Origin of the sequence: Rhizobium sp. YTU87027, assembly GCF_050644135.1 — a bacterium.
GTDB lineage: Bacteria > Pseudomonadota > Alphaproteobacteria > Rhizobiales > Rhizobiaceae > Rhizobium.
In genome coordinates this window covers 2,206,565-2,219,923 of record NZ_CP098440.1, presented here as the reverse complement: position 1 = coordinate 2,219,923, position 13,359 = coordinate 2,206,565, and the positions used below count along the sequence as shown (strand labels likewise).

The 13,359-nt window shown below is 60.5% G+C and carries 12 protein-coding genes; 4 read left to right on the top strand and 8 right to left on the bottom strand.

What is annotated here, in order from left to right:
- Complete coding sequence (gene der, locus NBG89_RS11100; protein WP_431320003.1) at positions 1-1,425, top strand: ribosome biogenesis GTPase Der; 1,425 nt, start codon at positions 1-3, stop codon at positions 1,423-1,425.
- A gap of 11 nt (positions 1,426-1,436) precedes the next feature.
- On the opposite strand, the gene NBG89_RS11095 is transcribed toward der, so the two are convergent.
- Positions 1,437-1,874 (bottom strand): MarR family winged helix-turn-helix transcriptional regulator, encoded by a 438-nt coding sequence (locus NBG89_RS11095; protein ID WP_431320002.1) that lies wholly within the window; start codon positions 1,872-1,874, stop codon positions 1,437-1,439.
- 159 nt (positions 1,875-2,033) lie between these two features.
- On the opposite strand from NBG89_RS11095, the gene NBG89_RS11090 reads away from it, so the two are divergent.
- A complete protein-coding gene (locus tag NBG89_RS11090) occupies positions 2,034-3,047 on the top strand; it encodes an alpha/beta hydrolase (protein ID WP_431322668.1) in 1,014 nt (337 codons plus the stop codon).
- Between the two features lie 4 nt (positions 3,048-3,051).
- Here NBG89_RS11090 and NBG89_RS11085 read toward each other — a convergent pair whose 3' ends face one another.
- Both NBG89_RS11085 and NBG89_RS11080 read right to left on the bottom strand, forming a co-directional pair.
- Complete coding sequence (locus tag NBG89_RS11085) at positions 3,052-4,218, bottom strand: glycosyltransferase family 4 protein (RefSeq protein WP_431320001.1); 1,167 nt, start codon at positions 4,216-4,218, stop codon at positions 3,052-3,054.
- 156 nt (positions 4,219-4,374) lie between these two features.
- Entirely contained in the window at positions 4,375-5,295 is a 921-nt protein-coding gene (locus NBG89_RS11080; RefSeq protein ID WP_431320000.1) for a sugar kinase, read from the bottom strand.
- A gap of 150 nt (positions 5,296-5,445) precedes the next feature.
- Between NBG89_RS11080 and NBG89_RS11075 the strand changes: the two genes are divergently transcribed.
- Positions 5,446-5,682, top strand: coding sequence for a hypothetical protein (locus NBG89_RS11075; RefSeq protein WP_431319999.1), 237 nt, complete (start codon positions 5,446-5,448; stop codon positions 5,680-5,682).
- Between the two features lie 66 nt (positions 5,683-5,748).
- Complete coding sequence (locus NBG89_RS11070) at positions 5,749-7,398, top strand: alpha-glucosidase (protein ID WP_431319998.1); 1,650 nt, start codon at positions 5,749-5,751, stop codon at positions 7,396-7,398.
- 4 nt (positions 7,399-7,402) lie between these two features.
- Here NBG89_RS11070 and ade read toward each other — a convergent pair whose 3' ends face one another.
- The 5 genes from ade to NBG89_RS11045 all read right to left on the bottom strand — a co-directional run bounded on the left by ade (position 7,403) and on the right by NBG89_RS11045 (position 13,355).
- Entirely contained in the window at positions 7,403-9,100 is a 1,698-nt protein-coding gene (gene ade, locus NBG89_RS11065; RefSeq protein ID WP_431319997.1) for an adenine deaminase, read from the bottom strand.
- Positions 9,101-9,236: 136 nt separating this feature from the next.
- The gene (locus NBG89_RS11060; RefSeq protein WP_431319996.1) at positions 9,237-10,340 is read right to left on the bottom strand and encodes a branched-chain amino acid ABC transporter substrate-binding protein; all 1,104 of its coding nucleotides are present in this window, start codon (positions 10,338-10,340) and stop codon (positions 9,237-9,239) included.
- Positions 10,341-10,594: 254 nt separating this feature from the next.
- A complete protein-coding gene (locus NBG89_RS11055) occupies positions 10,595-11,923 on the bottom strand; it encodes an aspartate aminotransferase family protein (RefSeq protein WP_431322667.1) in 1,329 nt (442 codons plus the stop codon).
- Positions 11,924-12,188: 265 nt separating this feature from the next.
- Positions 12,189-12,506, bottom strand: coding sequence for an ArsR/SmtB family transcription factor (locus tag NBG89_RS11050; protein ID WP_431319995.1), 318 nt, complete (start codon positions 12,504-12,506; stop codon positions 12,189-12,191).
- A gap of 96 nt (positions 12,507-12,602) precedes the next feature.
- Positions 12,603-13,355 carry a HugZ family protein gene (locus NBG89_RS11045; protein WP_431319994.1) on the bottom strand — a complete coding sequence of 251 codons (753 nt, stop codon included), beginning with the start codon at positions 13,353-13,355 and terminating at the stop codon, positions 12,603-12,605.
- Positions 13,356-13,359: the final 4 nt, after the last annotated feature.

Below are 13,359 nucleotides of genomic sequence, written 5' to 3'. Positions count from 1 at the left end.
ATGAGCTTTACGGTCGCCATTGTCGGTCGCCCGAATGTCGGCAAGTCGACGCTTTTCAACCGCCTGGTTGGGAAGAAGCTGGCGCTTGTCGACGATACGCCGGGTGTCACGCGCGACCGTCGCCCGGGCGAGGCACGGCTGGTCGACCTGCGTTTCACCATCGTTGATACCGCTGGTCTTGAAGAGGCCCATGAAGAGAGCCTGCAGGGCCGCATGCGTGCGCAGACCGAAGCGGCGATCGACGAAGCCGACCTTTCTCTGTTTGTCGTCGATGCCAAGACCGGTCTGACGCCTGTTGACACGGCGCTTGCTGAAATGCTGCGCCGTCGAGGCAAACCGGTGGTTCTCGTGGCCAACAAGTCGGAAGCGCGCGGATCGGACGCCGGTTTCTATGATGCCTATTCGCTCGGCCTTGGGGAGCCGACGCCAATCTCGGCCGAACACGGGCAGGGGATGCTCGACCTGCGAGACGCTATTATTGCCGCGCTCGGCGAAGATCGCGCGTTTCCGCCGAAGGAAGATGTCGCCGTCACCGACGTCGACATCCCGCAGCCGACCGGTGAGGACGGCGAGGAAGAGGAAGAACCTCTATATGACGACACCAAGCCGCTGCGCGTGGCGATCGTCGGCCGTCCGAATGCCGGCAAGTCGACGCTGATCAACCGCTTCCTCGGTGAAGACCGGTTGCTGACCGGACCGGAAGCCGGCATCACGCGCGACTCCATCTCCGTGGAATGGGACTGGCGTGGTCGCACCATCAAGATGTTCGATACGGCAGGTATGCGCCGCAAGGCGAAGGTAATCGAAAAGCTGGAAAAGCTCTCCGTCGCCGATACGCTGCGCGCCATCCGCTTCGCCGAGCTCGTCGTCATTGTCTTCGATGCGACGATTCCGTTCGAGAAGCAGGACCTGCACATCGTCGATCTCGTCCTGCGCGAAGGGCGAGCTGCCGTGCTCGCGTTCAACAAGTGGGACATGATCGAGGAGCCGCAGGCGGTTCTCGCGGATCTGCGCGAAAAGACCGACCGGTTGCTGCCGCAGGCGCGTGGCATCCGCGCCGTGCCGATCTCCGGCCAGACCGGCCGCGGGCTCGACAAGCTGATGCAGTCGATCATCGATACGGACAAGGTCTGGAACAAGCGCATTTCGACCGCGCGCCTCAATCGCTGGCTGGAGCAGCAGCAGGTTCAGCATCCGCCACCGGCAGTTTCCGGCCGTCGTATCAAGCTCAAGTATATGACGCAGGTGAAGGCTCGCCCGCCGGCCTTCATGATCTCCTGCACGCGCTCGGACGCGCTGCCGGAATCGTACACCCGCTATCTGATCAACGGCCTGCGCAACGATTTCGACATGCCGAGCGTGCCGATCCGCATTCACTATCGTTCGCCCGACAATCCGTACGAGTCGAAGAAGAAGCGGACCTGAGGGCAGGCCGCTCAGGCTGCGCTGCTCTCCAACGCATCGCGCAGCGCAACGACTTCCGCCCTCAGCCGCTTCAGTTCCGAAAATTCCTGGCCTGACGCGTTGACGATGCAGCCGGGAATGGAAGCTGCGCGCGCTCTAAGTTTCCGGCCTTCATCGGTCAAACGGATAATAACGACACGTTCGTCGTCCCTGCCACGCTCGCGCTTGATGTAGCCGGTCGCTTCCAGGCGTTTGAGGAGAGGGGTGAGCGTGCTCGATTCCAGAAGCAGCTTCTGGCCAATGGCACCGACCGTTTGGCCATCCTCCTTCCAGAGCGTAACCATGACCAGGTATTGCGGGTAGGTCAGGTTCAAGGCGTCCAGCATAGGCTTGTAGACGCGGTTCATCGCATGGTTCGCGGTGTAGAGGGCGAAACAGATGAAATCGTCGAGATTCAGATCGTCGCTCATGTCGGGATCTCCAAAATCGCACAACAATATATCGCGCGATAAATAATCGCAATGATCTTTTTCGCATAGTTGCGTTGCTGAAATTTAAATCGCGCAATAAATAATCGTGCGATAAATCAAGGCGTGTTCACAACGGACCGCAATCGAAAGGACAAGATGATGTCGACCATCAAGACCGCAGTCTCCGCAGCGACCATTCTGGCAGCCACGACCTTCGGCGCCGCTGCCGATCCGGTGCTGGAACCGACGACCCAGAAGTTTATCGACGCGCTCGCTGGCGCCAAGCCGATCTATACGCTGTCTCCATCCGATGCCCGTGGCGTGCTTGCCGGCGCCCAGAAAGGCGACTTCAAGAAAGTCGCAGCGAAGGAAGAGAATGTGACGATCAAGGCCGGCCCGGCCGGCAGCATCAAGTTGCGTATCGTCCGTCCGGCAGGCGCGAAGGGCAAACTGCCTGTCGTGATGTATTTTCATGGCGGCGGTTGGGTTCTCGGCGATGCCGACACGCATGACCGTCTCGTCCGCGAGATCGCCAATGGCGCCAACGCCGCCGTTGTCTTCGTCGATTATGAGCGTTCGCCGGAAGCGCGTTATCCGATCGCGATCGAGCAGGCCTATGCCGCTACGAAATACGTCGGCGAACATGAGAAAGAATTCAATGTCGATGCGAGCCGTCTGGCGGTGGCCGGCGACAGCGTTGGCGGCAACATGACGGCTGCAGTCACCCTGCTTGCCAAGGAGCGTGGCGGTCCGGCAATCGACCAGCAGGTCCTCTTTTATCCCGTGACTGATGCAAACTTCGAAACGGGCTCCTACAACGAATTCGCCAACGGTCCCTGGCTGACGAAGGAGGCGATGAAGTGGTTCTGGAACGCCTATCTGCCGGATGAAGCCAAGCGCAAGGAACCGACTGCTTCACCGCTTCAGGCCTCGCTCGATCAACTGAACGGCCTGCCGCCTGCCTTGATCATCACGGATGAAAACGACGTGCTGCGCGACGAAGGCGAGGCCTATGGCCGCAAGCTGATGCAGGCCGGCGTGAAGGTGACCTCGATCCGGTACAACGGCACGATCCACGACTTCGTGCTTCTGAACGCCATCGCCGAGACGCCGGCAACGCGCGGTGCAATCTCTATCGCCAGCCAGACGCTGCGCGAGGCACTCAAGAAATAGCGGATCAGGCTCCCGATGAGACAGGCCCGGCGGCGTCGCCGGGCTTTTTTGTTCTTGGCAGCGACTTGGCAGCAAATTGCCAGGCCTTTTTCCACTTTGGCGTAATGACGCCGTTGGCGGCGCGAATGTTGTTTATGAACTGCGTCGTTGCCGCTTCCCATGAATATTGCAGCGCGAGTTCACGGGCCTTTTCGCGCGAGGCAGACAGCGCAGCCAAGCAAGCCGTCCTCAGATCATCGTCGAGCGTGCCGACGTCGGTATCCTCGCCGATAATGTCGAGCGGACCGGTGACAGGATAGGCGGCGACAGGAACACCCGAGGCGAGCGCCTCCAGAATTGTATTGCCGAACGTATCCGTCAGTGATGGGAAGACGAAGACGTCCGCCTGGGCATAGACCCTCGCCAGTTCCTCGCCGACCTTCAGGCCGGTGAAATGCACATCCGGGTAGCGCTTCTCGAGCTCGGCGCGCGCCGGTCCGTCACCCACGACGACTTTCGATCCGGGCAGGTCGAGATCCAGAAAAGCCGGCAGGTTCTTTTCCAGGGCAACGCGGCCGACTGTCATGAAGATCGGGCGAGAAAGGCCGAATGGCGCATCTTCCAGAGGCATCGGACGAAAATGATCGGCGTCGATGCCGCGGCTCCACGGCATGAGATTTCGGATGCCCTTTTCGGAGAGTTCGCGCGCAAGGCTCGGGGTTGCGACCATGCAACCGGCGCCTGAGTTGTGGAACCAGCGAACGAACGCATACAGCCAGCTCTCTGGCACGGGAAGGCGGGCCGAGACGTATTCCGGAAAGCGCGTGTGGTAGCTGGTGGAGAAGGGCATGCGGTTCTTCAGGCACCAGCGCCGCGCCGTCAGCCCCAGAGGCCCTTCCGTCGCGATATGAACGTAGGAGGGCATGTGTTTCTTTATCTCGCGCGCGACGCGGCCGTAGCTGGCGATCGACAGACGAATTTCGGGGTAGGTGGGGCAAGGGATGCTGTGAAAGCCCTGCGGCGTCACCATTGCCACCTCAATGCCCATCTTAGCCAGTTCGCGATTGGTGTTCTCGATCGAACGGACGACGCCGTTGACCTGCGGATGCCAGGCATCGCTGACAATAACCAGCCGTTCCGCCACATCTAGCCGAGATGCATCCCGGCCTTCGTTGCCTCCAACATCCGACATATGTTGTCGCACGCCCCAATTCCATCCATGCCGCGCCCGCGGGGGCGCCGGCCCAATTCCGGGCAGACCCGGAGACTCGATTCCCGCGCCTCACATTCTGGCGGCAGTCGATGATGGAAATATTACAGTCGCGTTACGCCGATCGTTCGGTGTTGCTCAAGCCTTCTTGATGCCGAGCTTTTCCCAGGCGACGAGGGCGCCGTGTTCGCTGACCACACGTGCAGCGACCTTTGCGGCAAATGCCGCTGCCGCCGGGGCGTCTTTCGTTTCAAGGTAGCGGGCGAGAAAAGCTCCGTTGAAACTGTCGCCAGCGCTGGTCGTGTCGACAACCTGCTCGACCTTTTCGGCCGGGACGAAGCTCTCCACGCCGTCAAAACTCAGCGTAGCGCCTTCTGCGCCGTTCTTGACGACCACGTCGGTGGCCCCAAGTGTGCGGTACCGCTGGATCGTCGCCTCTATCGAAACGTCGCCGAAGTGCGTGGCCTCGTCATCGAAACTCGGAAGGACGAGAGACGAGGCGCGGGCGCCTTCGCTGATCGTCGCATGCATCACGTCATAACCCGACCACAGCCGTGGGCGGATGTTGGGGTCGAACGCAACAATCTTGCCGGCCGCCTTGGCGCGGCGGACCTCGGCGAGTAGCGTATCGGCGTCATTGCGCGACAGAATTGCAAGCGTGATGCCGGAGAAATAGATGACATCGCAGGCCTCAATCGCCTCGCGCAGAAGCTCCGCTTCAGCAGCCAGCTGGCGAGCGGCGGAGTTGTCGCGCCAGTAGCTGAACGAACGTTCGCCTTCCTTGAGGCTGATCATGTAGAGACCGGGCGCCTTGCCCTTGATGCGCCTGATAAATTCGGTGCCGACGCCAGCCTGATTGAAGAAGGCAATCATCTCATCGGACATGGCTTCGTCGCCGAGCGCGGTAAAATAGTCCACCGACCACCCTTTAGGCAGGCAGGCGCGGGCATACCAGGCGGTGTTCAGCGTATCACCGGCAAAGCCCTTGCGCAGCAAGCCGGCACCCGCCTGTGAAAGCTCCACCATGCACTCACCGATCGATAAAAAACGCCCGCTCACAGAAAGCCTCCCTGAATTTTCCCGCTTCGCTGATACGCGCAGAGCACCTTCCTGACAAGCCGCGAGCGGCATGGGACTGCGGCTTTAGGCCGGATTGTTGACCTCGTCGGCGGGGCCGATAATGGCGATCATGCGGCTATGGGGACAGCCATGCAGAAGATCCCAGTTTCTCTGATCGCCATTTCACTTGTCGCGGCGCTATCCCATTCAACTGCTCCCGCTTACGCACACGGAGGCGGAGGCAAGGGGCGAAAGATGGATTGTCAGACACTTGCCATGCAGGAGCGCAACGCCGTGGGCGGCAAGCTGCCGAGCAAGGACATCAAGCACCGTGAAAAGATAAGGCGCAAAATGCGGAAGCTGGGATGTTCGACGGATCTCGGCTGAAGGTTGTTTTTTGTCGCGCCCGCTTTAGTCTTGGCATCATTGGATGATGCGGGAGATGATTGGCTGATGTCGGTTGCAGGCAAGACGGCGGACTGGTGGCGGGGTGCAGTTATCTATCAGGTCTACCCACGTTCCTTTCAGGATACGAACGGAGATGGCCTCGGGGATTTGAAGGGCATTACCCGGAGATTGCCCTATATCGCCAGCCTTGGCGTCGATGCGATCTGGCTGTCGCCGTTCTTCAAGTCGCCCATGGCCGATATGGGCTACGACGTTTCGGACTATTGCGACGTCGATCCGATCTTCGGCACGCTTGATGACTTCGATGAGATGATGGCCACGGCCCATGGGCTCGGCATCAAGATTGTCATCGACCAGGTGATCTCGCATACGGCTGATGTTCATCCCTGGTTTGTCGAAAGCCGCTCGAGCCGGACCAATCCCAAGGCGGACTGGTATGTCTGGGCGGATCCGAAACCGGATGGGACGGCACCCAACAACTGGCTCTCGATCTTCGGCGGGCCGGGATGGGAGTGGGACGGCGTGCGCCGGCAATATTACCAGCATAACTTCCTGACCTCGCAGCCGGATCTCAATTTCCACAGCGCGGAGGTCCAGGACGCCGTGCTTGCCACCGTGAAGTTCTGGCTCGACCGCGGCGTCGACGGGTTCCGCCTCGATACGGTCAACTATTACTTCTGCGACAAGCTGCTTCGCGACAATCCTCCGCATGCGCCAGACGAAAGCGATGCCGGCCTCGATGCACCGGATACGAACCCCTACGGTATGCAGAACCACCTCTATGACAAGACGCAGCCGGAAAATATCGGCTTCCTCCAGCGGTTCCGCACGCTTCTTGACCGCTACGAGGCGCGCGCGACGGTTGGCGAGGTGGGTGACGGTGCCCGCTCGCTGAAGACGGTGGCCGCTTATACGGGTGGCGGCGACAAGCTCAACATGTGCTACACATTCGATCTGCTCGGACCAGACTTTACCGCCACACATATCCGCGGCTGCGTCGATGCCTTCCAGAAGTCGGTCGCCGATGGGTGGGTCTGCTGGGCTTTCTCAAACCACGACGTCAACCGTCATGTGAGCCGCTTTGCCAAAACGGAAGCGGAGCGGCCTCTGATCGCCAAGCTCGCCTTGTCGGTGCTGGCCATGCTGCGTGGATCGATCTGCCTCTATCAGGGCGAGGAACTCGGCCTTCCCGAAGCCGAGCTTGCCTTCGAGGATCTGCGCGATCCCTATGGCATCCGCTTCTGGCCGGCCTTTAAGGGGCGCGACGGATGTCGCACGCCGATGCCCTGGGAAGCAGCTAAGGCACATGCCGGCTTTACGACCGCCGAAAAATCCTGGTTGCCGGTGCCTTACGAGCAGGCGGCGCTTTCCGTCGACACGCAGGAGAGCGATCAGCATTCCGTGCTGAACCACTACCGGCGGACGCTCGAATTCCGCAAGAGCCACGCGGCATTGCTTGACGGGGCGATGGAGTTCATCGGGACCAATCAGGACCTCCTCGCCTTTACGCGTGCCAAGGGCAGCGAGAGGCTGCTCTTTGTCTTCAATCTGACGCGCAAGCCCGCACAATTCATTCCGCCGGCGGGAATGGTGATCGGAGAACGATTGGCGATGCCGGGCTTCGCTTCGGCAACCGGAAGCGGTCCGATCAAGCTCGCAGCGCTCGACGCGTTCTGTGCGCGGGTGGCTGGCTAGACGCTCACCCGATCAGGGCGAACTTGTCGACATCCACCATTCCGCGATCTGAGATCTTCAGGTGCGGAATGACCGGCAGCGGCAGGAAGGCGACTTGCAGGAAAGGTTCTTCCAGTGTCGTGCCGAGCGCATAGGCGGCCTTGCGCAGATGGTGGAGCGTGTCGCGCACCGTCTCGTAGGGATCGAGGCTCATCAGGCCAGCAACGGGCAGGGCGATCTCACCGGTGACCTTGCCATCCTCTACGACCACGAAGCCGCCCTTGATTTCGCCGAGGCGATTGGCGGCGAGCGCCATGTCATCCTCGCCGACGCCGACGACGCAGATGTTGTGGCTGTCATGGCCGACGGTCGAGGCGATCGCACCCTTCTTCAGGCCGAAACCCTGGACAAAACCGTTGGCATGGTTGCCGTTCTTGCCATGCCGCTCGATGACGGCGACCTTGATGATGTCGTTGCCGAGATCGACGTCGGTCTGGTTGCCTTTCACGGGCAGGCGGTAGCGGCGATGTTCGGTGATGATCTTGCCGGGGGTGACGCCGATCACAGGGGTTTCGCCATCGGCCACAGGAACGCCGAAATGGGCGGCGTTGACAGGCCTAGCCTTGACGCTGTCGAGGCCGACCGGCTCCACGAGCTTGCGCGTGGCGAAAAGCTCTGTCGTCACCTGGCGACCCGCCGCAAAGACGAGGTCCGCACGGCAGTTTTCGAGGCGGTCGATGACCACGAGGTCCGCGCGCCAGCCTGGGGCGACGAGACCGCGGTCTCTCAGGCCAAAAGCACGGGCAGCCGAGATCGAGGCAGCGCGGTAGATGGCGAGCGGCTCCACGCCGCTTTTGATGGCAGTGCGGATCATGTAATCGAGATGGCCCTGTTCTGCGATATCGAGCGGGTTGCGGTCATCTGTGCAAAGCGCGAGGTAGGGTGACAGGCGTTCGGTGATGATGGGCATCAGGGCTGCGAGATCTTTCGACACGGAGCCCTCGCGTATGAGGATGTGCATGCCCTTGCGGATTTTTTCCAGCGCTTCGGCAGCACTCGTGCATTCGTGCTCGGTGCGGATGCCGGCTGCGAGATAGCCGTTGAGATCGTTGCCCAAGAGCAGTGGGGCGTGGCCGTCAATATGCTGGCCCTGGAAAGCGTCGAGCTTCGCCATGCAGATCGGATCCTTGTGGATCACGCCGGGGAAGTTCATGAACTCGGCAAGGCCGATGACCTTAGGATGATGGCGGAAGGGAAGGAGCCGTTCGATCGGCAGGTCGGCGCCGGATGTTTCCAGATGCGTGGCGGGCACGCAGGAGGAGAGTTGGACGCGGATGTCCATGATTGTTTCCAGCGAGGAATCCAAAAAATACTGAATGCCTTCGGTGCCGAGAACATTGGCGATCTCGTGCGGGTCGCAGATGGCGGTGGTCACGCCGTAGGGCAGGACGCAGCGGTCGAACTCGTGCGGCGTCACCAGCGATGACTCGATATGGAGATGGGTGTCGATGAAGCCAGGCACGACGATCTTTCCCGAGATATCGATCTCGGTTTCGCCGTCATAGCTGCCGCACGTGCCGACAATACGGTCTTGAGCGATCGCGATATCCGACTCCACCAGTTCGCCGGTCACGAGATCGAAGAAACGTCCGCCTTTCAGCACGATATCGGCGGGCAAACGGCCCGTTCCCTGGTCAATGAGGCGTTCGAGCTTGGCAGTCATGGGCATCCTCGTGCTGGCGTTTTACCACTTATAGCCCATGTGTCCGACAAAGCGAGATCGGCTTACCATCCGGGCCACAAACGAAAACCGGGCGCCCACAGGGACGCCCGGCGATTGCGATCGGGAGATCGACAGCTTATTCAGCCGGAACGATCTTGCCGCCTTCCCACTTGTAGAGCGCGAAGCTCTGCGAGCTCAGGTCGCCGGTTTCGCCGTAGGTCAGCTTGCCGATTGCGGTCGAAATCGGCTCGCCGCCCTTCAGCGCCTTGGCGACTGCTTCGGAATCTTCGGCGCTGCCTGCCTTCTCGATGCCGGCCTTCAGCACTTCGACTGCGGCGTAGGCGTTGAGCGTGAAGGCTTCGGCCGGGATGCCCTTGGCCTTCAGCGCGTCGGCTGCTGCCTTCGAGTCCGGGCTCTTCGTTGCGTCCATGGCATTGGTGAAGATCGTGCCACCAGCTGCGTCGGTGCCGATGTTCCAGAACTCGCTGTTGGAGAGGCCGTCGCCGCCGATGATTGTCGCCTTGACGGAGAGGTCATGCAGCTGGCGGGCCAGCAGGCCACCTTCCGGGTGATAGCCACCGAAATAGACGACGTCGACGTTCTCAGCCTTGAGGCGGGTGGTGAGCGCGCTGAAGTCCTTGTCGCCAGGGGTCAGCGAGTCGTCGAGTACTTCTTTCATGCCGCCGGCATTCAGCGTGGCCTTGAAGGCATCCGCCAAACCCTTGCCGTAGGCGCCCTTGTCGTTGATGATCGCGACACGCTTGTCCTTGAAATTCTTCAAGACGTAGTTGGCGGCGACTTCGGCCTGCTGATCGTCACGACCGCAGGTGCGCAGGACGTTGGCGAGGCCACGCTTGGTGAGATCGGGAGCCGTCGCAGTCGGAGTGACCATCAGGACGCCGTTTTCGGCGAGAACGTCGGATGCCGGGATCGCCACGCCCGAGGTGACCGGGCCGACGACGAAGCGGATGCCATCGCCGACGAGCTGGTTTGCGGCGGAAACGCCTTGCTTGGGTTCACCGGCGTCGTCGGCGTATTTGAGGATGACTTTTTCGCCGAGGATGCCGCCCTTCTTGTTGATCTCGTCAACCGCAGTTTGCGCGCCATTCTTCACCTGATCGCCATAGGCGGCAACCGCACCGGTCAGCGGCGCAATAAGGCCGATCGTGATGTCTGCATGGGCGAGCGGCGCGAAGGCAAGCGAGGCGACAAGGGCCGCCGACAAAGTCTTCAGACTCATTTTCTTTCTCCTTGGGTGGGTTTCAAACCCGCGATTTAAGTACCGCAGCGGCAAGCCCAGATCGTACAACAGCCCTTGCGGGATGCGCCAAGAGACGATCAGCGGCCGCGCGGCCGAAGCATCCGCCTGCCATGTTTGGCTTCGGCGGGTGCGCAGCAAGTTTCTTAGGAATTTACTGCTGATTTCGCAAGAAGATAAAGAAATAGGGCCCGTTTTTGCCGGATTTGGCAAAAACGGGCCCGAAAACGCGTTGTTTAGATGTTGTTTTGCAGGATTTCGCGCAGTTTTCCGAAAAGCTCGTCGATGTGGTGCTTCTCGATGATCAGTGGCGGCGAGAGCGCGATGATGTCGCCTGTGGTGCGGATCAGCAGGCCCTTCTCATAGGCCTTCAGGAAGGCGGTGAAGGCGCGCTTGGTCGGCTCGCCGGCAATCGGATCGAGCTCTATGGCGCCGATCAGGCCGGTGTTCCTGATGTCGATGACATTCGGGCAGTCTTTCAAGGAATGCAGCGCATCGGCCCAGTAGTCGGAGAGTTCCGCCGCACGGGTCAGAAGGCCTTCTTCCTTGTAGGTGTCGAGCGTGGCAAGTGCGGCCGCCGAGGCGATCGGATTGCCGGAATAGGTATAGCCGTGGAAGAACTCGATCATGTGCTCCGGGCCGTTCATGAACGCATCATGGATCTCAGCGGTGACGAAGACCGCGCCCATCGGAATGACGCCGTTGGTCAGGCCCTTCGCGGTGGTGATCATGTCAGGCTTGACGTCGTAATACTGCGCAGCGAACGGGGCGCCCAGACGGCCGAAGCCGGTGATGACTTCGTCGAAGATCAACAGGATGCCGTGCTTGGTGCAGATTTCGCGAAGCTTCTGCAGGTAGCCTTTCGGCGGGATCAGGACGCCTGTCGAGCCGGCGATGGGCTCGACGATGACGGCTGCGATGGTCGAAGCGTCGTGCAGCGTGACGATGCGCTCAAGCTCGGTCGCCAGGTCGCCGCCATGCTCGGGCTGGCCGCGGGTGAAGGCGTTCTTGCCCGGCTGGTGGGTGTGCGGCATATGGTCGACGCCTGTTAGCAGGGTGCCGAACATCTTGCGGTTGGAGACGATACCGCCAACGGAGATGCCGCCGAAGTTGACGCCGTGATAGCCGCGCTCGCGGCCGATCAGACGGAAGCGCGAGCCGTTGCCCCTCACGCGATGATAGGCGAGTGCGACTTTGAGCGCCGTCTCGACCGATTCAGACCCCGAATTGGTGTAGAGAACGTGATCCATGCCTTCGGGCGCGATATCGACGAGGCGGTTCGCCAGTTCGAAGGCCTTGGGATGGCCAAGCTGGAAGGCCGGCGCATAATCGAGTTCGCCGGCCTGTTCGCGGATCGCCTCGGTGATCTTCGGCCGGCAGTGGCCGGCATTGACGCACCACAGGCCGGCGGTGCCGTCGAGCACCTGGCGGCCGTCATGGGTCTGGTAGTACATGTCCTTGGCGCTGACAAAGAGACGCGGCTCCTTCTTGAACTGACGGTTCGCAGTGAAGGGCATCCAAAAGGCCCGGAGGTCGTTTGGCGTGGTATTGAGGCGGTTGGACATCATGTTCTCCATGGCCGTTTTGGAGGCCGTTCCCGGTATTGGCTGAGGCGGTTTTTTACTGCCCGGTCAAATTATCAGCGCTTCTCCGGGCGTCAAGCTGCGGACGCTGCGGCTTGCTCGTCGCTCCAGTGGACACCACAAAAAAATAGACCGGCATTTCTGCCGGTCTAAGAATATGATAGACGTGCTGAAATAAGGTGCCGCACTATTCCGGATGCATCCCTCGGCAGCGCGGCTTATAGGCTGACGTTATGTCAGCGCGTCCCTACGCCGCAGACATTGTGCGGTTTTGAACAGTATAGATGTCCGTGAGTGCTTCGAGGATTTTGAGAACCTGCTCGGAATTGCTCGAGTAGTAGATCGTCTGGGCGTCGCGGCGCGTCTTTACCAGTTTCTGGGCGCGCAGTTTGGAAAGGTGCTGCGAGAGCGCGGACTGACTCAAACCGACCTCTTGCGCCAGCGCGCCAACCGGGATTTCGCCCCTCACGAGGTTGCACAGAATGAGAAGTCTCTTCGGGTTCGCCATTGCCGACAACAGGGCAGCGGCAACGTTTGCATTGGCGGTTAAATCGATTGTGTCCATACCTTCTTCCTGATGTGAAACTAATTTCAAAAACGCACGTTCCCGCTCAATGCCGGACGGCGAAAACTATCAATACAGCGTCAAGATTGTATATAGCTAAATTTCAGGTATTGCGTATTTCATGTTAGATATATGTGAATAAACGTCCTCAACGGTCTGTGCGACGGCGTCGAACTCGCAACGCAAAAGCAAATCACCCGAAATGAGATCGAAACCGGCGCAATCCACTCCACAAATGCGCCAATCGCCGTTGCCGGCCTTCAGGCTCGCTGCGGCCCTGGCCGCGAGGTCTGGGTGCCTGGCTAGCAATTCTTGCACTATCGCGTCCGCTTGCGCTGCCACGGCTTCGTTGCCGGGAGATCGAATCGTCAGATCTTCGCCTTCCAGCACATAGGCGCGACCAAATCCGCCATTGAGGCTTGCGGACTGCGGCACAAGCCGGAAGAAACGGAAATCAGGGAAATCGATATAGAGCTTTGCCTTTGCGTGGCGGTTGAGGAAGCGGCTGCGAATTCGCGCGTGGACCTCACTGTCGCGCTCGACCGGTTCGGCAAGGCATTGGGTCGTCAGGCGTGGATGGGCAAGCGGATCGCCCTTGCCAGGCTCGCCTGTCAGAAGCGAAGCGCGGCGATCGGCGTCGAGCGCGCGGGTATGCGTCGACAAGCCCGAGACGAGAATGACGGGAACACCGTCGATGTCGGTGCCAAGGAGAACCCGGCTGGCAAAGGGAAAACCGGTCCCGGGGTCGAGAACGGCGATTGCGGCGTAACGGGCCGAACGGAGAAGCGTGCGAGCGAGCTTGCGGGCTTCTCCGTCGGTTTCCCTGAGAACGGAAGCTTGATCTTTCATGTCC